A 23,839-nucleotide genomic window follows, 5' to 3' on the forward strand; every position below is an offset into this window, starting at 1 on the left:
GGCTACCTTAAAGGTAGCCTTTTTTTCGTCCTAATCCCCGCCCCTGTCAACAACCCGACACCCCGCCAAAACAGCTTCAGCCTCCCCATTTAATAAAACATAACCTATTGATCTTTAAAGCTGTCACCTAAGTGTCGGTTGCATGTCGTGGTCAAAACGGTATGCTTTGATAATCTTAGTGGCATGAAAGGAACACAGGATGTCGAAGCCCAATATGATTAAAAGTTACCGCTTAGAAAAAGCATGGTCACAGGAGCAGTTATCGCAGTTTAGTGGCGTGAGTGTACGCACCATACAGCGACTTGAAAAGGGTGGCCAAGGTGCATTAGAAACCTTAAAAGCCATTGCTGCCACATTGGAAGTCGACGTTCAGAAGATACAGCCATCTGCCACTCAAGAGGACAATCCGATGACAGCCAATACAACCCATAATCAAAACACTTCCCAACTCGATCCTGAAGCGGAAAAGTTAGCCGAAGTAAAAAAGGAAGTGAAAGAGCTAAAAGGCTTTTACTCTCATCTAACCACCTATGTTTTGGTGATGGTGCTATTGACTGTTATTAACCTCATTTTCAGCCCAGATTATTTTTGGGTAATTTGGCCCATGTTAGGCTGGGGGATTGGGATAGTGAACCACGCCTTAGGCGTGTTTAATATCTTGCCAAGATTTGGTAAAGACTGGGAGCAAAAGCAAATTGAAAAGCGGATGAAGAAGTAATGTGACGGTTTAATGGGCTCTCAGGCTCCATTAAACTGCCACCCTTAGCTTCAATCAATCTTGACTGTCGCGCTTAAAAACCAACTCATACGGCTTAGAGTCGATGGCTGAAAAGAAATAGCCTTCTAAGTCAAACTGCTTTAGTTGCTCGACCGAGGTGAGTTGGTTTTGAATAATGTAACGCGCCATTAAACCTCTGGCTTTTTTGGCGTAGAAGCTGATTATCTTGTATTGGCCATTTTTATTGTCTTTAAACACTGGGGTCACCAACTTACCATTAAGCTTGTTACGGTTCACCGCTTTAAAGTATTCGTTGGAAGCCAGATTCACCACCAACTCATCGCCCTGCTCGGCTAAGGTTTGATTGATTTTATCTGTGATCAGATCGCCCCAAAACTCATACAGGTTTTTACCTCGCGCATTATCCAGCTTAGTGCCCATTTCAAGACGATAAGGTTGCATGAGATCCAGTGGTTTAAGTAAACCATATAACCCAGACAGCATGCGCAGATGAGATTGAGCAAAATCAAAGTCTTGCTCGCTAAAGCTCGCCGCATCTAAGCCGGCATAAACATCCCCTTTAAACGCCAAAATAGCTTGGCGCGCATTATCAAAACTAAACTCAGGCTGCCACTGCTCAAAACGCGCCGCATTTAATCCCGCCAGCTTGTCACTGATTTTCATTAATTGGGAGATTTGCAGCGGCGTCAATTCACGACAACGCTCAATCAGCTCATGACTATGCTCGATAAACTCGGGTTGAGTATGACGTTCGGTCGCTAATGGCGATTCGTAATCCAATGTTTTGGCAGGAGAAACGAGTACTAACATAACAATTCTCTTTAGTGTAAAAGCAAAAAGCTCAGCATAAACTAGCTGAGCTTTAAAATACCATCTTACCGATGAAGTAAGATTTGTCTATGGCTGGCTACAAACTACATGTCGATAGTGACATCATCCATCATGCCGGTGCCTAGGTTATCACTGCCTTTAAGCTTGATCATTAAGCGCAGGTCATTTGGCGAATCGGCATGAGCGAGGGCTTCAGCGTAACCAATCAGACCTTGCTGGTACAAATTAAACAAGGCTTGGTCAAAGGTATTCATGCCTAGCTCATTAGATTTACCCATAATGTCTTTGAGTTCATGTAACTCACCTTTACGAATAATATCCGATACCAAGGGAGTATTGAGCAGTATTTCAAATGCACCGCGTCGCGAGTTACCGTCTTGAGTTTTGATCAACTGCTGCGCCACGATACAACGCAAGTTAACCGAAAGATCAAACAAGAACTGGCGCTGCATATCTTCAGGCACTAAGTGCAAGATACGATCGAGTGCTTGGTTAGCGTTGTTGGCGTGCAAGGTCGCCATACATAAGTGACCCGTTTCGGCAAAGGCGATGGCAAATTCCATGGTTTCGCGGGTTCGGATCTCACCTAATAAGATAACATCGGGCGCCTGGCGTAATGAGTTTTTCAGCGCCATTTCAAAAGATTCGGTATCTAGGCCCACCTCACGCTGAGTGATAATCGATTTGCCGTGTTGGTGAACAAATTCGATAGGGTCTTCCACCGTAATAATGTGGCCACTGGCATGCATGTTACGATAGCCAATCATCGCGGCCTGTGAAGTCGATTTACCCGAACCGGTTGCCCCCACAAACAGAATTAGGCCACGCTTGGCCATACACACTTCTTTAAGTACTTGTGGCAGGTGTAATTCTTCAAAAGTTGGGATGCGCATCTCGATACGACGGATTACCATGCCCGGCATGTCTTTTTGAAAAAAAGCACTGATACGAAAACGGCCAACTTTATCCACATTAAAGGCAAAGTTAGATTCGCGGCTTTGCTTAAATTCCGCCATTTGCGCTTCGCTCATGGCTTGGCTAGCTAATTCGTAAACATCTGCTTCAGACATGGCGTCTTTGCCTGCAGATTGCAATTGCCCATTCACCTTGATAGCAGGTGGCATGCCAACGGAAATATAAACGTCAGAGCCCTTTAATTTATGCATTGCCGTTAATAACTGGTCCAGTGTCATTCTATCTTTCCTTAACTCCTTAAGATCAATGCGCTGAATCAACAGCGCCCGTTCACTAACCGCCTCGTTTAGAAGGTGTTAGCATCAGCCGCTTTAGCCGCAGCATCGGCTTGAGCCACCTGTCCAGTATTGACTAACTGGCGTAAACACTGGTCAAGGGTTTGCATGCCGTGAGTCATACCGGTTTGGATAACCGAGTACATTTGGGCAATCTTATCTTCACGAATAAGGTTACGAATAGCCGGAATACCTATCATGATTTCATGGGCTGCGACACGGCCACCGCCATTTTTCTTCAATAGGGTCTGCGAAATTACCGCGCGTAAGGATTCCGATAGCATCGAACGCACCATGTCTTTTTCAGCGCCGGGGAACACGTCAACGATACGGTCAATGGTTTTGGCCGCAGAGGTGGTGTGCAAGGTACCAAACACTAAGTGACCCGTTTCGGCCGCGGTCAATGCAAGACGAATGGTTTCAAGGTCACGCATCTCACCCACCAGAATAACGTCGGGGTCTTCACGTAACGCACTGCGTAGCGCAGCATCAAAGCCGTGGGTGTCTTTATGCACTTCACGTTGGTTAATTAGACATTTTTTGTTTTGGTGCACGAATTCGATCGGATCTTCAATGGTCAAAATGTGCTTGTAATCATTTTCATTGATGTAATCTATCATCGCCGCCAAGGTGGTTGATTTACCCGAGCCGGTCGGTCCGGTCACCAACACCAGACCACGTGGAGTTTTCGAGATTTTCTTGAAAATCTCAGGCGCATTTAAATCGTCTAAGGTCAGCACTTCACTTGGGATGGTACGAAATACCGCACCCGCACCGCGGTTTTGGTTAAATGCGTTAACACGAAAACGAGCTAGTTCAGGCACTTCAAATGAAAAGTCGGTTTCTAACTTTTCTTCAAAGTCTTTGCGTTGTTTGTCGTTCATAATGTCATAAATCAAGCTATGAACTTGTTTATGATCCAATGCGGGTAAGTTGATTTTACGTACTTCACCATCAACACGTATCATTGGCGGTACACCTGCAGAAAGGTGTAGATCCGACGCTTTATGTTTTACACTAAACGCCAATAATTCTGTAATATCCATAACCTAAAGATTCCTGTAGTCACTATTATGAGCACTTTAACCAAGCAACTCACTAATGTTTTATCTCAAATTGAGCAAGCCGCTGTGGCTGCTAATCGAGATAGCCATGAAATTAAGCTGCTGGCTGTCAGCAAGACTAAACCAGCAGAGCAAGTTAAGTTGGCTTATGCCGCCGGCCAACGTCGGTTTGGCGAGAACTATGTGCAAGAAGGCATAGAAAAAATTCAAGCCCTACGCCAAGATGCTGATATTGCAGACCCTATCGAATGGCACTTTATCGGCCCGTTGCAATCTAATAAAACCAAATTAGTTGCTGAAAATTTTGACTGGGTGCAAAGCATCGACCGTTTAAAAATAGCACAACGTTTAAGTGATCAGCGCCCTACTGAGCTGCCACCTCTTAACATTTGTTTGCAGGTCAATATTAGCGGAGAAGCCAGTAAGTCGGGAACCACTTTATCTCAAGTTATTGAACTTGCATCACAAGTAAGTGAATTACCGGGCTTAAAACTGCGTGGCATCATGGCAATTCCCGCGCCCAGTGATGATCTACAAGTGTTAAATGACAGCTTTGTCCAATTACATAGGTTATATTTGCAATTACAGCAAACCTACCCCGACATGGATACCCTATCTATGGGCATGAGTGATGACATGAGTGTGGCCATTGCCAATGGCAGCACTATGGTCAGGGTAGGCACAGCGATTTTTGGTGCGCGTGACTACAAAAGTTAAGCGCCGAGGCATAAAACATAAAATGAATAAAGAGATGCAAATGGAACAGAAAAAAATCACCTTTATTGGCGCTGGCAACATGGCAAGCAGTTTAATTGGCGGCCTAGTGCAAGATGGTTATGACAAAAATCTGCTTAGTGCCAGTGATCCCAATGCAGATAATCGCGCTAAGATGGAACAACAATTTGCTATCACCACATTAACCGATAACGCCCAAGCCGTTGCCGCAGCAGACGTGGTGGTATTGGCAGTAAAGCCTCAAATCATGGCCGATGTATGTCAGCATTTGGTTGACCAAGGTGTTGACCTTGCCAATAAGCTATTTATTTCCATCGCAGCGGGTATTTCGGTAGCCAGATTACAAGGCATTTTTGGCTCTGTGCCCGTGGTGCGCACCATGCCAAACACCCCCGCTCTACTGCAACAAGGTATGACAGGATTATTTGCGTCAGAACAAGTGAGCGACAGCGATAAAGCCTTTGCCGGAGATTTAATGGCCGCAGTAGGCAAAATCGTTTGGGTTGAAACCGAGGCACAAATTAATGGCATTATTGCCGCATCAGGCAGCGCGCCGGCGTATTTCTTCTTGTTTATGGAAGCCATGCAACAAACCGCAATTGAAATGGGTTTTAGCCCAGAGCAAGCCCGTTTGCTAGTGCAACAATCGGCATTGGGCAGTGCCCAAATGGTGATTGAAAACCCCGACCTTGATTTAGCCACCTTGCGCACCAATGTTACTTCAAAAGGCGGCACCACGGCCGAAGCGATCCGCACCTTTAACGAACAAGGTTTGTCTGACATTGTAAAACAAGCCATGCACGCCGCTGCCGAACGCGGCGCCGAAATGGAACAACTCTTTTAGGAGGAAAAATGGGCTCTGAACCATTTTATTATTTAATTAATACCCTGTTTGATTTGTATATCTCAGTGGTTATTTTGCGTTTGTGGCTACAATTGGTTAGAGCGGATTTTTACAATCCGTTTTGCCAGTTTGTGGTCAAAGCCACCAACCCATTGCTAAAACCCCTACGCCGAATAATACCGGGCTTTGGTGGTGTTGATGTTGCCAGTATCGTACTGCTGTTGTTGGTTGTGCTGGCTAAGTATACTGTGCTCATGGTTTTTCAGCTAATACCCAAGCCATTGATAATTGAAGCAATGCAAAGTTTGGGGGGCTGGCTACAACTAACAAGCCTAGTGGCACTTAAGAAAATCGGCTACCTGTTGTTTTGGGTATTGGTCATTCGCGCCATCTTAAGTTGGGTCAGCCAAGGTAACAATCCCATTGAATATGTGATGTATCAACTGACCGAACCATTAATGACGCCAGTTAGGCGGGTTCTGCCAGCCATGGGCGGACTGGATCTATCCATCTTAGTCATCTTTATCGCGTTGCAGTTCATTAACATCGCTTTTTACGGAATGTTTCCGCTGTGGAGCCAGATCTAATAGCCCATGGCATCTTCAAAAGAGTTAACCAACTCAAACCCACTTGGCCTCGTCTGTGAGGCCAAGTTTGACCAACGCAATTGTACAATAAGCGCCATCACTCTAAGGCTTTATTTACAGCCCAAAGCTAGCCGCGACGCCTTTGTTGGCCTGCACAACCATGAAATGAAAGTCACAGTGACCGCAGCGCCCGTCGACGGCCAAGCGAATAGTCATCTTGTTAAATTTTTGAGCAAGCAATTCAAAACCGCTAAAAGTCAGATAACCATAGAAAAAGGCGAGCTAAGTCGTCATAAACAAGTCAGAATCGAGCAACCTAAAGTGATCCCAGAGGTGATATTATCGCTAATGGATCATAATTAATTCCAACTTAAGTACCCGTGTAGTATTTCAGGAGCCCCTCATGCATCACCTTAAAGCGCTGGCCTTAAGCCTTTCTACTGCCCTTATGCTATTACTTAGCCCTGCTAGTTTTGCCGAGCAAAAGCAAACCTTTGCCAACCTTGACGTGCACTACATTGCATTTAATTCGACTTTCTTAACCCCCAAAATAGCCAGAGCTTATAAAATCAAGCGCAGTGCCTATAATGCCTTGATTAATATTAGCGTGCTTGATACTCAGCAGCTGGGCAACCCTAGCGTGCCAGCAACCCTGAGCGGCAGCGCCAAAAATTTATTAGGCAATGTAACCCAGCTTGAATTTCGCGAAGTAAAAGAAGGCGATGCCATTTATTATCTCGCCGAGTTGCCCTTTCGCCATGAAGAAACCTTTACCTTTGACATCAAGATCAACAGCCAAGGTAAGAATAACAAACTAAAATTCGTGCAAAAATTCTACGTTGAAGCAGACTAACTTGAAGACAGCCAATATGACCAAACAACTTGTACTTGCCACCGGCAATCTAGGCAAGGTAAAAGAGCTAGCCGACATGCTAGCCCCTTATGATTTAGAAGTGTTGCCACAAAGCCATTTTAACGTCTCTGAAGTGGCCGAAACCGGCACCACCTTTGTTGAAAATGCCATTATCAAGGCGCGCCACGCGGCTTACGTCACCGGCTTACCCGCTATTGCTGACGATTCAGGCCTTGAAGTGGACTTTCTTAAAGGCGCACCGGGCATCTATTCCGCGCGCTTTGCCGGCCCTCACGCCAACGATAAAACCAATATCGACAAACTGCTGCAAGAGCTAGACGGCGTACCAGAATCACAGCGCAGCGCGCGCTTTCATTGTGTGCTGGTGCTAATGGCTCATGCCGATGATCCGACCCCTGTGATTTGTCACGGCACTTGGGAAGGCTTTATTACCACCACGCCTCATGGCGAAAACGGCTTTGGTTACGATCCGGTATTTTTTGTGCCTAGTGAAGGTAAAGTCAGCGCAGAGCTAAGCAAAGAGCGTAAAAATCAGCTCAGTCATCGCGGCAAAGCCTTGCAGCTGCTCAGTACTAAAATCAACAAAAAGCTAGGACAATAATGCTGACCTTGCCTCCTCTTAGCTTATACATACACATACCTTGGTGCGTGCAAAAGTGTCCCTATTGCGATTTTAATTCTCACGGTTTGAAAGGGAAAATCCCTGAAACCGAATACGTTAGCGCTCTGTTAGACGATCTCAAGCTAGAAGCCGATTACGTTCAAGGGCGGCCATTAACCAGTATCTTTATTGGCGGTGGAACTCCTAGCTTATTAAGCGCAGAGGCCATGGCTCGCCTACTGGCGGGTGTGGCAGAGCAGATCCCGTTTGCTGAAAATATCGAAATCACCATGGAAGCCAACCCTGGTACGGTTGAAACGGCGCGCTTTGCCGGATTTATTGACGCAGGGGTTAATCGTATTTCCATCGGCGTACAAAGTTTTCAGCAACCTAAGCTCAATTTGCTCGGCCGGATCCACGGTCAAGATGAGGCAGTGAATGCAGCTAAACTAGCCAAGGCCAGTAAACTCAACAGCTTTAACTTAGATTTAATGCATGGTTTACCGGATCAAAACCTTGACGATGCCTTGTTTGATCTGACCACTGCCATTGAACTGGCGCCGCCACATTTATCTTGGTATCAGCTGACCATAGAGCCCAATACCCAGTTTGCCTCTAAGCCCCCCACCTTGCCCGATGACGACATTCTTTGGGATATCTACGAGCAAGGCCACCAGCGTTTAACCGAGGCGGGTTATCAGCAATATGAGATTTCCGGTTACGCCAAACCCGGCAAACAGTGTCAGCACAATTTAAATTATTGGCGCTTTGGCGATTACCTCGGCATCGGCTGCGGGGCTCATGGCAAAATTACACTAGCGGATGAAAACAAGATTATCCGCACCACTAAGGTCAAACACCCGAGCGGTTATCTCGATCCAGGCAGAGCCTATTTAGATCAGATAAATACTGTCATGCCAGAAGAATTACCGTTTGAGTACATGATGAATCGTTTGCGCCTATTTGAAGCCTTCGATAAGACCGAGTTTACTCAGCGCACCGGACAGCCGTTAAGCTTAATACAAGACGCCATCAATGAGGCTATCGACAAAGGTTTACTGCTTGATCTTGGTCAGCAGTGGCAAGTTAGCCCGCAAGGCCATCGTTACCTTAACGAACTACTTGCTTTATTTATGGAAGACGAATAAAAAAGGGCCCGACTAACAGTCTGGGCCCTTTTTGATTAAGCTAGATTTAGTCTATGAACTTAAAAACGGTAAGTCGCGGTGGCATACACGCTACGCTCAGCCGTATTGTAGTTACGCTTCACTTCGTACTTCTTATCAAAGATATTGGCCACACGTCCACGCAATATCAACCCGTTATTGAAGTAATAACTAGCCGCAAGATCTGCCAAGAAATAGCCTTTGACCTTGTTAGTATTGGCGCCATCATCATATGAATCCCCTTGATATAGGGTATCGAGATCCAGTTGCAGCGCTTGATAGCGGTAATTAATATTCCACTTTGCCAAGTGCATGGCGCGGCGTGGCAAGTACTTATCGGTCGCCTTATCTCTGGCATCGACGTAATCATAAGACAGTAAATGATTCACCTCACCAGTTGCGAAATCCGCTTGGAACTCAATCCCTTTAATCGACGCTTTAGCCACATTTTCTGGCGTATAGTAAGTTGGTGCAGGCCAAATAATTAGGTCATCGATGCGTGAGCCATAAGTCCCCAAACGCAAATCTGCATACTCATAAGCCCATTCAATAGCCAAATCGAAACCCACCGATTCTTCAGGTTTAAGATCTGGGTTGCCCTTGTTCCAAGTTGATTCTGGGTAATATAAATCATTAAAGCTAGGCGCTTTAAATGCTGTGCCTACAGAGCCAATTAAACGAACCTGTGGATGCACTTGAATACCCGAGGCCATTTGCCAAGTAGTGTGACTGCCATAACTTTCATTATCATCGATACGACCACTGGCTTCGAAAGTCAAAGGTGCCAACTGATAATGTACATTGACATATGCTGCCTTATTATCTCGCTCTGTTTTAGCATAAGGTGAGCCGGTGTTGCCCACCTTATCTTGATACCATTCAGCACCACCTGTAAATGTCACTTGCTCCGCCAATGGGGTACTGACTAACCAGTTAGCCAACTGGCGCTGGGTTTTAAACTCACTATTTGAGCCAACCGCCTTGTTTTCACTCTTATCTTGGTTCGCCGCTAAGGTTAATTCCGAGAATAGCTGCTGCCCTTGGTAGCTGAGCTTACCGGCAACATTATAGTTGTCCGTTTCACTGTATGGCCTTTCAGACCAACTACTGTCGTATTCCGCCTTGCCATTTTGCAAGTACCCTTGCAAACTGACTTGCCACTGCTCATTAATATGAGCCCCTAACTCGGCCACCACACTGGTATTACGAAAGCCATCATCATCTTGATCTTGCGGCTCTTTCTGTGAAGAAAAACCATCGCTGTTGTCATGTTTAGCAGCCAACTTAGCCCAAAAGGTTTCGGTTAAGGCCTGAGAGATAGACGTTTCCATGCTCGCATACTCATGAGAGCCGATACTGCCACTCAACGCAACTTCATCATTACCTTGGTAGCTAGTGATGACATTAATCACGCCGCCGATAGCATCGGAGCCATAAATAGTCGCTCGTGGGCCGCGAATGAATTCAATCCGCTCTATACCGGTTAATGGAATTTGACCAAAATCAGCAGAGCCAGTGGTTGCACTGCCAATTCGCACGCCATTAATCAATAACAAGACATGTTTACTTGACGCGCCACGCACAAAAATATCGGTTTGCTGGCCCATGCCACCTTCATTGACCTGAATACCAGGCAAACGACGTAGCACTTGAGCAAAGGATTTAGCTTGAGAAGCTTCAATTTCTTCTTTTTCAATCACGACAACTGGCGCAAGGGCACTAGTCAAAGGTTGATGGGTTCGGTTAGCCGTGATGATCATAGTGTCATCAACAGATTTTGCGAATGCAAGCGGCAAGCACAGCGGCGTCAATGCCACTGCAAGAAGTGTTTTTTTCATTGTTTATAAACCTTAGTCGCGTTAAAACCTAAGCGTCCATCGCTTAGTCGCTGGTCGGTATTCGGACTTAAGAGTTGCCCAAAAAGGGCGCAACATGACGACTTCCCAAAGTACAATCTTCAGTGTCTGAGTTTAACTCTGTCATTTGCTTGCTCTATTACCGCTGCGCGTCAGTTAGGGATTTTCACCCTATTCCCACCAAATTTTGGCTTAAACCAGCGTCGGCGCGCATGCTAAGGAGACGGCGCCGAAAAGTCCAGCATTGTTTTCATTAATAAAGAATTTCAACAATATTTAATTTGGTATATCGCCACTATTTAGGTTTACCCGATTGAATTTAGACTCATTTTAAGCTCAATTACATAAACCACTATCTTCATTGCAATTTTTTTACCTATCATTAGCAAACACTTAACTTCTAACCGTAAAAAAGCATATACTAGCTAACCTCCAACCAAGACAAAATAAGGATCAAACTATGCTTGATTATGTCGCCCTTGGGTTACTGGTATTTGTTGCCATAACTTTCTTTTACGGCATCATTGCCATTCATGATATTCCTTATGAAATATCCAAACACCGCAACCACCCCCATCAAGACGCTATTCATGTTGCAGGCTGGGTTAGCTTGTTTACCTTGCATGTGCTTTGGCCATTTTTATGGATTTGGGCCACCTTGTATCGTGAAGACCGCGGCTGGGGCTTTAGCTCAACGGGTAGAGACAACAAAGTCGAAGAGCTATACCTTAAAATCGACGAGCTAGAAAGCCGTCTTAACCAGCTTGAAAGTCAAGGAGACAAATAATGGATTTACTGTTAATACTGACTTACACCGCCATTTGTGTCGCCGTTTTCAAGATCTTCAAAATCCCACTCAATAAGTGGACAGTCCCGACTGCGGTTCTTGGGGGGATCGTATTAATTGGCACCTTGATCTTTTTGATGAACTACAACCACCCGTATTCGGAAATGACCCGTGAATATTATGTCACCACCCCTGTGGTGCCTGCAGTATCAGGCCAAGTCACCGAAGTCTTGGTTGAGCCTAATACCCCTGTGGCCAAAGGCGACATTTTATTTAAGCTAGATGCAACGCCTTATCAGAGTAAAGTTGATTCTCTTGAAGCTAGATTAAAAAGTGCGAAGGACGACTTAAGTCGCGCCCTTGAATTGAAACAACGTGGCGTGGGTAAACAGCGAGATATCGATGTAGCCCGAGCAAATGTTGATGACATTAAGGCCCAATTAGTACACGCCGTATACCAATTAGAACAAACCGAAGTCAGAGCCATGAACGACGGTTACGTGGTTCAACAAGCGCTCTATCCGGGCATGTTAGCGGTTGCTATGCCACTTCGCCCTGTGATGATATTTGTTAACCAAGAAGGTCAAAATCAATACACGGCTTGGTTTAGACAAAACAGCTTACTACGCTTAAAAGTAGGCTACGAAGCCGAAATTGCTTTTGATGGCATTCCTGGGCGTGTGTTTAAGGCAAAAGTTGATAGGGTTGCACCTGCTATGGTTGAAGGCCAAGTTCAACCATCGGGCACGATTATCTCGCCAGCCACAGCGCCTATGCCAGGTCGAGTTGCGGTGGTATTAACCATTACCGATCCTGAGTTTGAGCAATTTAGTAAACAAATCCCAGGAGGCGCTTTTGGTCAGGCAGCGGTTTACTCCGAGCATTTCCATCATGTTGCGGTAATGCGCAAAATTCTACTGCGCATGTCTTCATGGATGAGCTACTTCTTCCCATTCCATTAATAACAATTCGGCCGCCTTCGGGCGGTCTCAAGGTTTAACAATGGACAATCCGTTAATCGACATTATTTTTGAGCTATTACTTGAGCAAACAGAACCGCTAAAAATCCATGAAATTAGCCAACGTGTGAAGCCATTACAGCAAACTGTGCTGGCAGAGGACAACAACTTACACTTGTACCGGCTCAACTTTTTAATCATGAATGCCCTTTATCAACTGCAGCAACAATTGATTGGGGAATACACGCTCAACATCAGCGCCCTACAGATTGAGTTAATCGCCAATCCAGCAACCACTTTAGACCATGAACTCAGCGCAGCCAGCAGCGACAATTTACGTCGCTTTTATTTGGATTGGCACAACTATCAAGCCTCAGTGGATGAAGTAAACGCACTATTAACGCAATTTTGGCAACAATTTGGACAAGCTAATCAATCGGCTGCACTGACTCGTCAACAAGCTCTCGCGCTATTTCAACTGCCACAAGACGCCTCAATGCAACAGATTAAGCAACGCTGGCGCAAATTGGCACTTAGCTCTCATCCCGATCGCAACGCTCATCCACCTGAATCATTTCAACGCTATCTTGCGGCTTGGCAAGTATTAAAATACAAACACTGATGTATTTCGTGATAGAGCTAGAGCTTTTAGCTGAAAGCAAAATAATTCCTTAAAGAATAGCGCTATCATTCCGATAAGTTTTAGAAACTCAACTATTTATCTTGTTGTTAAGTTTTTCTATCTTTTTTCTGCCGTACCTAGGCATAACATCATCAAGTGAGGTGCATAGTGTTAAACAATCTAAATTTTAGGGTAAAACTGGCCATTCCAGTTGCCTTGGTCACCGTGATATTCGCCATCATATTCACCTACACCCTGATGGCCTTCAATCAACAAGTCGAGTTTAATAATCAATATACTCAAGATGTTCAACCCGTATTGATGGATCTCGATGATGGCTATCGCGATGTCTATCAAGCCACTGCAGCCTTGCAGGGTTTAGTGATAGCCAATGGCAACAAGACGCTAATAGAGAAACAAGTATTTGAGTATAACGACAACGCACCCAAAGCGCGCAAACGCCTATTGTCTTCACAACGCTTGATCGACATGGGCTTTCTGGATCGCGCCCAGCAGAGCCATCTTGATGAATTAGCGAAAAACTTCGATACATGGCTGGCGATGACCAAACCCTACATAGCCACCCCAGAACAAGCGCCTGCTTTATTTGAACAACAGGGCGTTGAATTAGAGCAAGCGTTTGACAAGATGCGCGCTTCTTTAAAACAAGTTCAAGATGCTTTACTTGAGCAAGTAGAAAAAACAGAACAAGAAAAACTAGACGCCATCAGTAGCGCTAAAATGGTGATGGAAGCGGGCGGGATAAGTGCTTTAATTGCGGCCATCGTGCTTACTTGGTTTCTTGGCAAAATCTTAATTGCCCCGGTGCTACGTTTAACCAGTGCGATGAAAAATATTGCTTCAGGAGAGGGCGACCTCACTGCTCGCGTACCGGTTGAAACCCAAGATGAAATTGGCCAACTAGCGGAATCATTTAATACCTTCGTGGAAAAAATTCAGCAAACCATTACCGAAGTGATCATTTCATCCAATGCGGTACGCGCGGAAATGACCAATATCCAATCTATCACCCAAGGTGTGGCTCAAGGTGCTAGCAATCAACAATTTGAAAGCGATGCCGTGGCCACTGCGGTGCATGAGTTAAGCGCCACCAGTGAAACAGTGAGCCAAAACGCCGAAGATGCCGCACACGCCAGCCAAGATGCCGATAATGAAGCGACTAGCGCGAAGCGCATCATTTCAACCACGGTCGTTTCTATTCAGTCTCTTTCTAATGAGCTACAGCAAGCGGCACAAGTCATTAATACCTTAGAGCACGATGTAGGCAACATAGCCTCCATTCTAGACGTGATCCGTGGTATTGCTGACCAAACTAACCTGCTTGCATTAAACGCAGCCATAGAAGCAGCCAGAGCCGGTGAACAAGGCCGAGGCTTTGCCGTTGTTGCCGATGAGGTGAGATCGCTGGCCAGTAAAACCCAAGCCAGCACGGGTGAAATCCAAAATATGATTGAGAAGCTACAAAACGGCGCGAAACAAGCTGTTAGCGTAATGACGTCTAGCCAAGAAAGCGGCCAACAAACAGCGACTCAAGCAAGTGAAGCCGGTGCATCCCTAGACACTATTGTTAATGCCATCGCTATGATTAACGACATCAACATTCAAATCGCCACCGCGGCTAAAGAGCAGAATCACGTCAGTGAAGAGGTCAGCAGCAACGTGCAACGTATCGCAGACAACAGTCATCAGGTGGTTGAGATGGTCGCGAGTGCCGAAAACGCTTGTGAATCTCTCGCCCAACAGTGTGAGAGCCTAGATCAGCTGGTCGCACAATTTAAGGTATAGCCAAAGCTAACTACCGTCAAAAAAGCGCTACGGCGCTTTTTTTATTGCCCGCAATAATTGCCCAGCTTGAGTCACAAAAAAAGAGTGGAAAAAAATCAGAGTCTAAACTTCAGGCATAAAAAAAGGCCTCGCTATTGCGAGGCCTTTAGTATGGTGCCCAGACGCGGAATTGAACCACGGACACGGGGATTTTCAATCCCCTGCTCTACCGACTGAGCTATCTGGGCTAAATAAATGGTGCCGACTACCGGAATCGAACTGGTGACCTACTGATTACAAGTCAGTTGCTCTACCTACTGAGCTAAGTCGGCACGTTAAACTTAATGTCATAAACATTGAGTTTAATATGGTGCCCAGACGCGGAATTGAACCACGGACACGGGGATTTTCAATCCCCTGCTCTACCGACTGAGCTATCTGGGCTAAATAAATGGTGCCGACTACCGGAATCGAACTGGTGACCTACTGATTACAAGTCAGTTGCTCTACCTACTGAGCTAAGTCGGCACGTACTTAACGTGCAACACCTTAAGTTTTAAAAATGGTGCCCAGACGCGGAATTGAACCACGGACACGGGGATTTTCAATCCCCTGCTCTACCGACTGAGCTATCTGGGCAACGGAGCGCTATTAAATAGATTTTGGTTCCAACCGTCAACTGTTTTTTTTAAAATTTCCTGTTCAAACGAACTGTTTGCACAAGCTTTCACCAGTTCGCGCTAAAAAGCAGCAGTTCCGCCACCGAAGGAGATAAACTCAGCCTCGATTTTGATAAAACATTTGCTGGGCTTTATTTACCTTGTATAAATATCGCCGTGACTCGGCCGATGGATGTTGCTGAGTCAGCATTTGGTACACCTGTTGACTGGAACGTTTATTTATTACGTTTGGCGCTTGTTTGCGATCACTGTGAAATGTTTTCAATACATTACCCGCACCACCGTTATAGGCCGAAATAATGGCATAACGTAAAGATTGTGGATCTTGAATGTCTTTCAGGTAGCGTGTTTTTAAAATATGCAAATAGGCCGTGCCGATATCTATGTTGTTTTCAGGATCAAACAAAAATTGTCGTGACGGCTCACCACTGCGTTGTTTTACCTTTTCAAATACATCGCGCCCCGCTGTGGCTGGTACCACTTGCATCAAGCCATAAGCATTGGCATGAGAAACCGCATAAGGGTTAAAGCTACTTTCGGTTTTCATCACCGCGTAAATTAGGCTTTCATCGATATCGTATTTTTTGCTGTATTTTTTCACCAGATGCGCATATTTGTACTCACGTAAGGTTTGATGGTTTTTCACCAAATCAAAGCTGACCGACCACACCTCACCCACTTGGCGATACTCTCTGACCAGTTGCGTTGCCAATAGGTGATCTGCAAAACGTTGCGCACGCCAGCCCCATTTAATCTCTTGCCCCTCTTGATCCACTACTTGCCCCAATAAAAAGGGCTCACCGGCACTCGGGTCGATTTCTTGGGCAGAGAAAATATCAACGGCAGTGGGATCATTGGGGGTGAGTAAGGTAGCAACGATAGCTTGATGCAGATGCTGTTCGGGATTGTCTTTGGCTAAGGTTTCTATGGTGATCACACCATTGTCAAAATCAATCTGAGCACGGCTTTGGTAGTTATCGGTATATTTTACATAGTGTTTACTGCTAGCAAACACACTGTCGTTTTGCCCCCACATCAAATAAACACGATCAGCAAAATGATTGATTAAGCTTTCAAAGCCTTCAACATCTTTGGTTGTTTCACCGGGTGTCTGGCGGTAATAGTCTTGCCGCTGGGCTAAGAATTGATCAACCTCATCTACCACAGGTGTGGGCGGCTCATTACTTGCACACGCTGCCAGCAGCAGCGTTGGCAAGATTAAATAACGGCGATCCATGATAAAACTAAGCAGAGGGAGGAGTATAGCCTTCGATATCTACCTCTTGGCCTTCAAATAAATAATTCACCATTTCAACTTCAAGAAACTTTCTATCCTCGGCATTCATCAAGTTTAATTTTTTCTCGTTAATCAACATGGTTTGTTTCTTTTGCCATTCGGTCCATGCTTGCTTAGAGATATTATCAAACACACGCTTACCTAATTCTCCCGGGATCAATTGAAAATCTAGGCCAGGAAGCTCTTGCTTAAGACGGGCACACATTACGGTTCTAGCCATGGTTATCCTCTATTTTTGCACAAAATTGTAAGGCTGAACTATCGAGCAACTTTTGCGTTGCCGCAGCTAAGCCTATCGTTTGGGGTTGAGCTAAGTTATACCAGAGAGCGTCATTGGCTTCCATTACCTGACGCGGATTCCATAACGAAACATCCACCAGCACCGGGGTAATGTCAAAATGATAATGACTAAAGGTATGGCGAAACTCATCGAGTAACTGAATTTGACATTGCTCGACGCCAAGACGCGCAAGAATTGCCGCTTGCTCGGTATCATCCTCAGCTTGTGGAAAACACCATAACCCACCCCAGATACCCGCTGGAGGCCGTTTTTCTAGCCAAATTTTGTGCCCATCGCGCACCATAATTAAACGCGCACGTTTGATCGGCTGAGTTTTCTTAGGTTTCGAATGGGGGTAAGCCGTTGGCTGATTTTCCGCGAGCGCCTGACAGTCACTGGCAATTGGGCATATCTCGCACTTCGGCTTACTGCGGGTGCAGATGGTTGCTCCCATGTCCATCATGGCCTGATTAAACTGAGTCACGCCTTCACGGGGCGTACAGCGTTCACTGAGTTGCCATAATTGTTGCTCAACCGCTTTTTGGCCAGGCCAACCAACAACAGCCTGATGCCTTGCCAGTACACGTTTAACATTGCCATCTAAAATAGGGTGATATTGGCCAAGTGATAAAGAGAGCACTGCACCTGCGGTGGAGCGTCCAATCCCTGGTAATGCCAACACCTGTTCAAAATCTTGCGGGAACTGACCGTTATAATTATCACGGATCATCTGCGCCGCTTTATGTAAGTTACGTGCCCGGGCGTAATAACCTAACCCACTCCAATGATGCAACACCTCATCTTGATTAGCGTTGGCCAACGCCACCACATCCGGAAACGACTGCATAAATTGATTAAAATAAGGGATAACGGTCGCAACTTGGGTTTGTTGCAACATAATTTCCGACACCCAAACCGAATAGGGGGTTTTAGCTAACTGCCAAGGCAAGGTTTTACGACCATATTGGTCATACCAAGCTAGAATACGATTAGCAAACGCGACATTGTCCAAAACGACTTCTCTTTTTAATTATTTTTTAGGGTACTTGTAACAGCGTCAATCGCTGATCAAGCCAGCAGACTGAGCATTAAGCGCTAAGCATAAACAACACAGATGTTCGACACCAGAGAAACACACTTGCAACAACCTTGCTAAACCTGAAGAAGTTTGGATAATGCGTGCCATTAAACCTATTCCACCAGCGTTTCGTTTAACACTGAGTGCGAAACAAAATGATCAAAAGGTATTTGCCATGAGCGACGACGCGAACAATTCCGAAGCACAACCCAAATCAATGCGAAAAATTCGCAGTTTTGTTAAGCGTGAAGGCCGTATGACGCAGCGCCAAAGCAACGCTAAGGAACAATACTTTCCAACCATGGGCTTAACCTATGAAAAGAAATTATTAGACCTAGAAGCCGTATTTGGCCGCCAAGCGCCACTTGTTATCGAAGTGGGTTTCGGCATGGGGAAATCTTTAGTTGAAATGGCTAAAAACAACCCTGAATACGATTACATCGGCATTGAAGTTCACGGTCCTGGAGTTGGCGCATGTTTAGCAGATGCTGCTGAAGCCGGCATCACTAACCTGCGCGTATTTGAGCACGATGCAGTGGAAGTATTGGCCGATATGATCCCAGACGGCGCCATGTCGACCTTTCAGCTTTATTTCCCTGACCCTTGGCATAAAGCCCGTCATCATAAACGCCGCATTGTACAGCCGGAATTTTTAGCCTGTATCCATCAAAAAATGCGCGATGGCGGTATTATCCATATGGCTACCGACTGGGAAAACTATGCCGAGCACATGCTGGCTGAGTTAACCGAAGCTCCTGGGTTTGAAAATACCTCCCCAACCCAAGACTACGTGCCCCGTCCAGATTGGCGCCCGCTGACTAAGTTTGAAAGTCGCGGCCATCGTTTAGGTCACGGCGTTTGGGATTTGATCTTCAAGCGCGTTGAACTTTAGCCCTCATTACTTGCAGCTAAATTGCTTAGGCTGGACCTTAGGGTCCAGCTAAGTATTCAAGCGACCGATAAGCCATTTTTGGCTCGATTAACTCTACGTCGCCATTGCCAAGCCATTTTGCCAAACAAATAAAGCACACCTAAAATGCCAAAGACTGGTATGACTATAAATGCACCAACGAAGCGATAATATTTGGCAATGATCTCATCGTTATTAACATAATAACCAGACCAATAAGTGTAATCATCAGCGTAATAAGTTAAGTGCAATAGACCATCCTCCTCTTGCTCGAGCGCAAAATGCTCATTATTTGCCAGCTGTCCTTTTAAGCTAATGCTGGTAACAACTTGTCCAGTCTCTCCATCAGGAAAATGAAACAACACGTTATAGCCCGTAGCTGTTTGGTATAACACAGGGAAAGAAATATCTGGTTGCTGCTCGGTCGGAACACTTTTCACACCCAAAAGATAAGGAGCGATAACAAAGGAAAGGTAGAACAAGGCGAAAAATACAATGACACCTCTAAAAAATCGTAAACACCCACGCAACAATGCCATATACCACTCACTCAAAAAAACAGAGGCTAGCAGCTGAAAGAATTCAGCGCTAGCCTCTATGATAAAAACATCAACCGAGATCAACTCAGCATCATAACTAAGCGACTGGACTTAATTGCCGACATTGAAATTGAGCTAATTGTTGATCGAGCTCTTCCGCTTGGTGTTTAAGGGATGTGCTACCCGCGGCCAATTCGGTCAACTCTGAGTTGGTTTGACCCAACTCAAGATGCAAGTCATTAACATTTTTACTCATGGTTTGCGCCACCGTTGCTTGCTCCTCTGCGGCCGCTGCAATTAAGGTGTTGCGATCATTGAGCCTACCAATTTCCTCGGTAATCGCTTTAAATTCATCGCCCACCTTATTGGCTTCCGTTAAGCCTCGCTGCGCAGTATTAACGCTTAAATCCACCAAAGAGACAGCGTCTTGCGCCTGCTGTTTCAACCTATCAATCATTTCAGCAATTTCACCGGTCGCACCTTGGGTACGAAATGCCAGTTGACGTACTTCATCGGCAACTACAGCAAAACCACGCCCATGCTCACCGGCGCGTGCTGACTCAATGGCGGCATTCAAGGCCAATAAATTAGTTTGTTCAGAAATACTGTTAATGGTGTCTACCACTGAATGGATTGCTATCACACCGTTCGAAACATCTTGCACGGCCAAAGAGCATTGTTTCAATTTGTCGCAGACATCATTTATAGCAGCAATTGAGTGGGCTAAACTCGACTCCCCTTGGTGCGATTTATCATCAATGGAATGGGAGTCAGTGGAGGCTTGCATGGCATTTTCAGCCACTTCACTGATGCTACAAACCATTTCTTCCATCGCACTGGCAAGTTGATCTAGCTTATTAAGCTGACTTTGAATCAACTGATTAGTGTGGCCCAAGTTAGTGTCCATTTGTACCGCTGTGGTGGCCACATTGGCGCCATTTTGGGTCTGCTGTTGTAAGATTTCACTCAGCTTTTGCTGACTCAAGTTTAGCGCCTTGGCTAAAAAGGACATTTCGTCTCGGCCTTTTAAATCAACCTGCTCACGTAAATCACCTTGAGATAATTTTTGCATTGCAGCAATAAGGTAATTAACCCGCATGTTTAAATGCTTAGTGACAATGAACACCATTACAATCACAAACAGGGTAACGCAGATAAATGGCACAAAGATTTTCTGATAAATAGAAGCGAGAATGCTTTGTGAACTATCTAGGTAAATCCCAGCGCCTAATACCGGCCCCCCTTGTTCCAGTGGATATAAATAGGTTGCCTTACTAATTTGTTCATCATCACCGGGCTTAGTGTGAGGGTAATGTACCATCATAGGAATACCCGTTTGGCTGGTGCGCACAATAGCTTGGGCTAATGTGCCCCCTTCATCTAATTTTATTTGCTTAAGAGGCTGCCCTTCCTTGCTCGGATCTGGTGGATACACCACATAAGATCCATCTTTACCATCGAGTAAAAATGCATAACCTGAGTTGTCATCTCGCCAACGAGCGGCATAAAGCTGACGTTGCAACATCGCAATATCTTGTGATTCTTGGTGCAACATTTTGCCCAAAGAAGTGACGTGATGCTGCAGCGTTTGATGTTCAATATTGATAACCCCCTCTTTAACACTGGAAGTGGATGACAATGTGCTCATTAACATGGCAATCACCACAATAAGAGACATCAGCATCATAAGGGTAGATAATTTAAATCGGCCGAAAATTTGGGAGGCAATATTTAACATAGCCTGTTACTCCTCATTAGATCCGGTGGAATTCGATTAAATTGGACAGCAACCCAGTACAACACACCTCACATGAATCGCATACTGCAAACCATTCTCGCTTTTCCGCCAAGCTGACAATTCTATTTCGCTAATATCGACTATTCCTTAAGGGATAGCCGCTATCATTAGCTTAGGCAGTCTAGCTAAAAGCACCAAGTATATTCTCGCCTCAAGCCGGTTTCCTCTATGCAAACTGCCAATATTAACAATAAAATCAACAACATTATTGATATAAAAATAATTAATCATATCTGAAAAATATATTGAAACCGGTAACATAAAATCTGGGTTGTTAAGTAGCGCGAGCGCCTTAGCGCAAGCTTGTACCTACAATAGGCGAGCATCAGCTTCAAACAAGTCACATTTTCTTATCCATGCAATCTATACGAAAATGTCACTTGTTTGCGCGATTAATTATATTTCGCCTCCCATGTCTTCGCCTTGTGCGTTAGAAAGGTTACATGCAATGAGGCAGCTGCTAAAATACCAGACCACTTTAGCTGACAGAATAATGCAATGAGACAATATCTAGATTTATGCCAACGTATCGTTGATGAGGGCGTTTGGGTTGATAATAAACGTACCGGCAAACGTTGTTTAACCGTGATCAACGCAGATTTAACCTATGATGTCGCCAAAGGTGAGTTTCCTCTGGTCACCACTCGAAAAAGCTTCTGGAAGTCAGCTATTGCCGAATTACTCGGTTACATTCGCGGATATGATAATGCGGCTGATTTTCGTGCTATCGGTACCAAGACATGGGATGCCAATGCCAATGACAATCCCGATTGGTTAGCCAATCCTTATCGTAAAGGCACAGATGATTGTGGTTTTATCTATGGCAAAGTGGGACGAAACTTCCCAAAACCCGATGGTGGCAGTGTCGATTTACTGCGCCAAATTGTCGATGACTTAAGCCAGGGGATAGATAACCGAGGAGAAATTTATACTTTTTACCACCCCGGTGTATTCCATATGGGCTGCCTGCGCCCTTGCATGTACAGCCATCACTTTTCGCTGTTGGGTGACACCTTGTTTTTAAACAGCACGCAACGCTCTTGTGACGTGCCGCTGGGCTTAAACTTCAATATGGTGCAAGTGTATTTCTTTTTGGCCATCATGGCTCAAATTACTGGTAAGAAGGCAGGTCAAGCCTACCATAAGATAGTTAATGCCCATATTTACGAAGACCAGCTTGAATTGATGCGCGATGTGCAACTTAAACGTGAGCCATATCCGGCGCCTAAACTGATCATCAACCCAAAAATTAAGACGCTAGAAGACCTAGAAACTTGGGTTACCTTGGATGATTTTGAGGTGGTGGATTATCAACATCACGAAGCGATTAAGTATCCCTTCTCGGTATAACCCCTGTAACGATAACCACCAGCTAAGTGAAGTGGTTTCGGGCTGATAAAAAAGGGAGCAAGTGTTGCTCCCTTTTTCTTAACTAACTTCAGCTTGGATCAAGGGTCAGGGCGAGCGCATGAGTGAACAAAATACAATCAACCAAGGGAACAAAGTGGAATTTTGTTATACGAAACGCCCTGAAATCATCCTTGATGGCTTAACTGCCGCACCCCTGCGGCAGATATTCGTCTAAGAAAGCACAACTAAACGCTCAAAATATTCATGCGTTTACCCTGGGTCAAGTGTGTTGCAAATAGATACAGCATGAATAAGTAGCAAAACTGCGTTTTTGCGGATTATTCATACAATATGGCTTATTCAAAGCGCAGGTTAAGCTTTTGCCGACTGAGCGGGTTGCTTGTAAGCCCAGACCATAAAGATCAAACCGGCTATCATCATAGGCAAGGATAACAACTGCCCCATACTCAAACCTAAGGTCAGTAAGCCTAAATGCGCATCTGGCTCACGCGCAAATTCGATAATAAATCTAAAAGTACCGTAGCCGAGTAAGAACAAACCAGAAATAGCGCCTAATGGACGTGGCTTATTGGAATACAAATACAACATGATAAACAACACTACGCCTTCAAGCGCAAACTCATAAAGCTGGGAAGGATGACGCGGGTAAGGCCCTGCCCCTGGAAATATCATTCCCCAAGGTCCATCGGTGACGCGGCCCCATAACTCACCATTAATAAAATTACCAAAGCGCCCCGCCCCTAGACCGACGGGAATTAACGGTGCAATAAAGTCAGCGACCGCAAAAAAGCGTCGATGGGTTTTCTTAGCAAACCACAACATGGCTACTATCACACCTAATAGGCCACCGTGGAACGACATACCGCCTTCCCATATCTTTAATAAATAGAGCGGATTATCTAAGAATTGACTGGTTTGATAAAACAGCACATAGCCCATACGTCCGCCAATGATGACACCGAGGAAGCCATAAAAAAGCACATCGCTGACTTCCTCTTTGGTCCAACCTGAGCCAGGTTTCATGGCCCGACGATTGGCCATCCACATCGCAAATGCGAAGCCAATTAGATACATCACCCCATACCAGCGAACCGCTAGCGGGCCTACACTAAATATGACAGGGTCGATTTGGGGAAAAGACCAGAACGTTTCAGACATGAATGTGTCAACCTTGCAAAAATAAAGT

General features: G+C 45.2%; 25 protein-coding genes, 5 tRNA genes and 1 riboswitch. Of the genes, 14 read left to right on the top strand and 16 right to left on the bottom strand.

Annotated features, from left to right (window positions below):
- Nucleotides 1-199: 199 nt before the first annotated feature.
- Nucleotides 200-718 carry a 2TM domain-containing protein gene (locus tag ACK8OT_RS04820; RefSeq protein ID WP_410195379.1) on the top strand — a complete coding sequence of 173 codons (519 nt, stop codon included), beginning with the start codon at nucleotides 200-202 and terminating at the stop codon, nucleotides 716-718.
- 54 nt (nucleotides 719-772) lie between these two features.
- Here the strand turns inward: ACK8OT_RS04820 and yaaA are convergent, their stop codons facing one another.
- The 3 genes from yaaA to ACK8OT_RS04835 all read right to left on the bottom strand — a co-directional run bounded on the left by yaaA (nucleotide 773) and on the right by ACK8OT_RS04835 (nucleotide 3,866).
- Nucleotides 773-1,549 carry a peroxide stress protein YaaA gene (gene yaaA / locus ACK8OT_RS04825; protein ID WP_410195380.1) on the bottom strand — a complete coding sequence of 259 codons (777 nt, stop codon included), beginning with the start codon at nucleotides 1,547-1,549 and terminating at the stop codon, nucleotides 773-775.
- A 104-nt stretch (nucleotides 1,550-1,653) separates the two neighbouring features.
- Nucleotides 1,654-2,763: a PilT/PilU family type 4a pilus ATPase gene (locus ACK8OT_RS04830; protein WP_410195381.1), complete on the bottom strand. Its 1,110-nt coding sequence runs from the start codon at nucleotides 2,761-2,763 to the stop codon at nucleotides 1,654-1,656.
- A gap of 68 nt (nucleotides 2,764-2,831) precedes the next feature.
- Entirely contained in the window at nucleotides 2,832-3,866 is a 1,035-nt protein-coding gene (locus tag ACK8OT_RS04835) for a type IV pilus twitching motility protein PilT (RefSeq protein WP_410195382.1), read from the bottom strand.
- Between the two features lie 27 nt (nucleotides 3,867-3,893).
- Between ACK8OT_RS04835 and ACK8OT_RS04840 the strand changes: the two genes are divergently transcribed.
- The 7 genes from ACK8OT_RS04840 to hemW are packed head-to-tail and all read left to right on the top strand — an operon-like array spanning nucleotide 3,894 to nucleotide 8,673.
- On the top strand, nucleotides 3,894-4,601 hold the full coding sequence (locus ACK8OT_RS04840; protein WP_410195383.1) for a YggS family pyridoxal phosphate-dependent enzyme: 708 nt from the start codon (nucleotides 3,894-3,896) through the stop codon (nucleotides 4,599-4,601).
- A 40-nt stretch (nucleotides 4,602-4,641) separates the two neighbouring features.
- Nucleotides 4,642-5,463, top strand: coding sequence for a pyrroline-5-carboxylate reductase (gene proC / locus ACK8OT_RS04845; protein ID WP_410195384.1), 822 nt, complete (start codon nucleotides 4,642-4,644; stop codon nucleotides 5,461-5,463).
- An 8-nt stretch (nucleotides 5,464-5,471) separates the two neighbouring features.
- Entirely contained in the window at nucleotides 5,472-6,050 is a 579-nt protein-coding gene (locus ACK8OT_RS04850; protein ID WP_410195385.1) for a YggT family protein, read from the top strand.
- A 6-nt stretch (nucleotides 6,051-6,056) separates the two neighbouring features.
- The gene (gene yggU / locus ACK8OT_RS04855) at nucleotides 6,057-6,413 is read left to right on the top strand and encodes a DUF167 family protein YggU (RefSeq protein ID WP_410195386.1); all 357 of its coding nucleotides are present in this window, start codon (nucleotides 6,057-6,059) and stop codon (nucleotides 6,411-6,413) included.
- 40 nt (nucleotides 6,414-6,453) lie between these two features.
- Complete coding sequence (locus ACK8OT_RS04860) at nucleotides 6,454-6,903, top strand: DUF4426 domain-containing protein (protein WP_410195387.1); 450 nt, start codon at nucleotides 6,454-6,456, stop codon at nucleotides 6,901-6,903.
- A gap of 16 nt (nucleotides 6,904-6,919) precedes the next feature.
- On the top strand, nucleotides 6,920-7,525 hold the full coding sequence (locus ACK8OT_RS04865; protein WP_410195388.1) for an XTP/dITP diphosphatase: 606 nt from the start codon (nucleotides 6,920-6,922) through the stop codon (nucleotides 7,523-7,525).
- Nucleotides 7,525-8,673, top strand: coding sequence for a radical SAM family heme chaperone HemW (gene hemW, locus ACK8OT_RS04870; RefSeq protein ID WP_410195389.1), 1,149 nt, complete (start codon nucleotides 7,525-7,527; stop codon nucleotides 8,671-8,673). Before ACK8OT_RS04865 ends, hemW begins: the two co-directional genes overlap by 1 nt.
- Nucleotides 8,674-8,732: 59 nt before the next feature.
- Here the strand turns inward: hemW and ACK8OT_RS04875 are convergent, their stop codons facing one another.
- Nucleotides 8,733-10,529 carry a TonB-dependent receptor domain-containing protein gene (locus ACK8OT_RS04875; protein WP_410195390.1) on the bottom strand — a complete coding sequence of 599 codons (1,797 nt, stop codon included), beginning with the start codon at nucleotides 10,527-10,529 and terminating at the stop codon, nucleotides 8,733-8,735.
- Between the two features lie 35 nt (nucleotides 10,530-10,564).
- Nucleotides 10,565-10,764, bottom strand: a riboswitch (cobalamin riboswitch).
- Between the two features lie 243 nt (nucleotides 10,765-11,007).
- Between ACK8OT_RS04875 and ACK8OT_RS04880 the strand changes: the two genes are divergently transcribed.
- From ACK8OT_RS04880 to ACK8OT_RS04895, 4 genes are all read left to right on the top strand, one after another.
- Nucleotides 11,008-11,334: a DUF3302 domain-containing protein gene (locus ACK8OT_RS04880; protein ID WP_410195391.1), complete on the top strand. Its 327-nt coding sequence runs from the start codon at nucleotides 11,008-11,010 to the stop codon at nucleotides 11,332-11,334.
- Nucleotides 11,334-12,296: an HlyD family secretion protein gene (locus tag ACK8OT_RS04885; RefSeq protein WP_410195392.1), complete on the top strand. Its 963-nt coding sequence runs from the start codon at nucleotides 11,334-11,336 to the stop codon at nucleotides 12,294-12,296. Before ACK8OT_RS04880 ends, ACK8OT_RS04885 begins: the two co-directional genes overlap by 1 nt.
- Nucleotides 12,297-12,336: 40 nt before the next feature.
- On the top strand, nucleotides 12,337-12,915 hold the full coding sequence (locus tag ACK8OT_RS04890) for a DNA-J related domain-containing protein (RefSeq protein ID WP_410195393.1): 579 nt from the start codon (nucleotides 12,337-12,339) through the stop codon (nucleotides 12,913-12,915).
- Nucleotides 12,916-13,083: 168 nt separating this feature from the next.
- Nucleotides 13,084-14,721: a methyl-accepting chemotaxis protein gene (locus tag ACK8OT_RS04895; protein WP_410195394.1), complete on the top strand. Its 1,638-nt coding sequence runs from the start codon at nucleotides 13,084-13,086 to the stop codon at nucleotides 14,719-14,721.
- Between the two features lie 151 nt (nucleotides 14,722-14,872).
- Here the strand turns inward: ACK8OT_RS04895 and ACK8OT_RS04900 are convergent.
- The 9 genes from ACK8OT_RS04900 to ACK8OT_RS04940 all read right to left on the bottom strand — a co-directional run bounded on the left by ACK8OT_RS04900 (nucleotide 14,873) and on the right by ACK8OT_RS04940 (nucleotide 18,143).
- A tRNA-Phe gene (locus tag ACK8OT_RS04900) sits at nucleotides 14,873-14,948 on the bottom strand.
- 8 nt (nucleotides 14,949-14,956) lie between these two features.
- Nucleotides 14,957-15,032: transfer RNA gene (locus ACK8OT_RS04905), tRNA-Thr, on the bottom strand.
- 36 nt (nucleotides 15,033-15,068) lie between these two features.
- Nucleotides 15,069-15,144, bottom strand: a tRNA-Phe gene (locus ACK8OT_RS04910).
- An 8-nt stretch (nucleotides 15,145-15,152) separates the two neighbouring features.
- A tRNA-Thr gene (locus ACK8OT_RS04915) sits at nucleotides 15,153-15,228 on the bottom strand.
- 35 nt (nucleotides 15,229-15,263) lie between these two features.
- Nucleotides 15,264-15,339 (bottom strand) — tRNA-Phe (locus tag ACK8OT_RS04920).
- 138 nt (nucleotides 15,340-15,477) lie between these two features.
- Nucleotides 15,478-16,617: a membrane-bound lytic murein transglycosylase MltC gene (mltC, locus tag ACK8OT_RS04925; RefSeq protein ID WP_410195395.1), complete on the bottom strand. Its 1,140-nt coding sequence runs from the start codon at nucleotides 16,615-16,617 to the stop codon at nucleotides 15,478-15,480.
- Nucleotides 16,618-16,624: 7 nt separating this feature from the next.
- Complete coding sequence (locus tag ACK8OT_RS04930) at nucleotides 16,625-16,897, bottom strand: oxidative damage protection protein (RefSeq protein WP_410195396.1); 273 nt, start codon at nucleotides 16,895-16,897, stop codon at nucleotides 16,625-16,627.
- Entirely contained in the window at nucleotides 16,890-17,969 is a 1,080-nt protein-coding gene (gene mutY, locus ACK8OT_RS04935) for an A/G-specific adenine glycosylase (RefSeq protein ID WP_410195397.1), read from the bottom strand. The genes ACK8OT_RS04930 and mutY overlap by 8 nt, the downstream gene beginning before the upstream one ends.
- A gap of 45 nt (nucleotides 17,970-18,014) precedes the next feature.
- Nucleotides 18,015-18,143: a hypothetical protein gene (locus ACK8OT_RS04940; RefSeq protein ID WP_410195398.1), complete on the bottom strand. Its 129-nt coding sequence runs from the start codon at nucleotides 18,141-18,143 to the stop codon at nucleotides 18,015-18,017.
- Nucleotides 18,144-18,210: 67 nt separating this feature from the next.
- On the opposite strand from ACK8OT_RS04940, the gene trmB reads away from it, so the two are divergent.
- The gene (gene trmB / locus ACK8OT_RS04945) at nucleotides 18,211-18,927 is read left to right on the top strand and encodes a tRNA (guanosine(46)-N7)-methyltransferase TrmB (RefSeq protein ID WP_410195456.1); all 717 of its coding nucleotides are present in this window, start codon (nucleotides 18,211-18,213) and stop codon (nucleotides 18,925-18,927) included.
- Between the two features lie 56 nt (nucleotides 18,928-18,983).
- Here trmB and ACK8OT_RS04950 read toward each other — a convergent pair whose 3' ends face one another.
- Nucleotides 18,984-19,484: a hypothetical protein gene (locus ACK8OT_RS04950; protein ID WP_410195399.1), complete on the bottom strand. Its 501-nt coding sequence runs from the start codon at nucleotides 19,482-19,484 to the stop codon at nucleotides 18,984-18,986.
- A gap of 97 nt (nucleotides 19,485-19,581) precedes the next feature.
- Nucleotides 19,582-21,222 (bottom strand): methyl-accepting chemotaxis protein, encoded by a 1,641-nt coding sequence (locus tag ACK8OT_RS04955; RefSeq protein WP_410195400.1) that lies wholly within the window; start codon nucleotides 21,220-21,222, stop codon nucleotides 19,582-19,584.
- Nucleotides 21,223-21,780: 558 nt separating this feature from the next.
- Between ACK8OT_RS04955 and ACK8OT_RS04960 the strand changes: the two genes are divergently transcribed.
- Nucleotides 21,781-22,632 (top strand): thymidylate synthase, encoded by an 852-nt coding sequence (locus tag ACK8OT_RS04960; RefSeq protein WP_410195401.1) that lies wholly within the window; start codon nucleotides 21,781-21,783, stop codon nucleotides 22,630-22,632.
- Between the two features lie 372 nt (nucleotides 22,633-23,004).
- Here ACK8OT_RS04960 and lgt read toward each other — a convergent pair whose 3' ends face one another.
- The gene (lgt, locus tag ACK8OT_RS04965) at nucleotides 23,005-23,811 is read right to left on the bottom strand and encodes a prolipoprotein diacylglyceryl transferase (protein WP_410195402.1); all 807 of its coding nucleotides are present in this window, start codon (nucleotides 23,809-23,811) and stop codon (nucleotides 23,005-23,007) included.
- Nucleotides 23,812-23,839 lie beyond the last annotated feature (28 nt).

The organism is Motilimonas thetidivivens (genome assembly GCF_046452435.1).
Lineage (GTDB): Bacteria > Pseudomonadota > Gammaproteobacteria > Enterobacterales > CBDFNC01 > Motilimonas.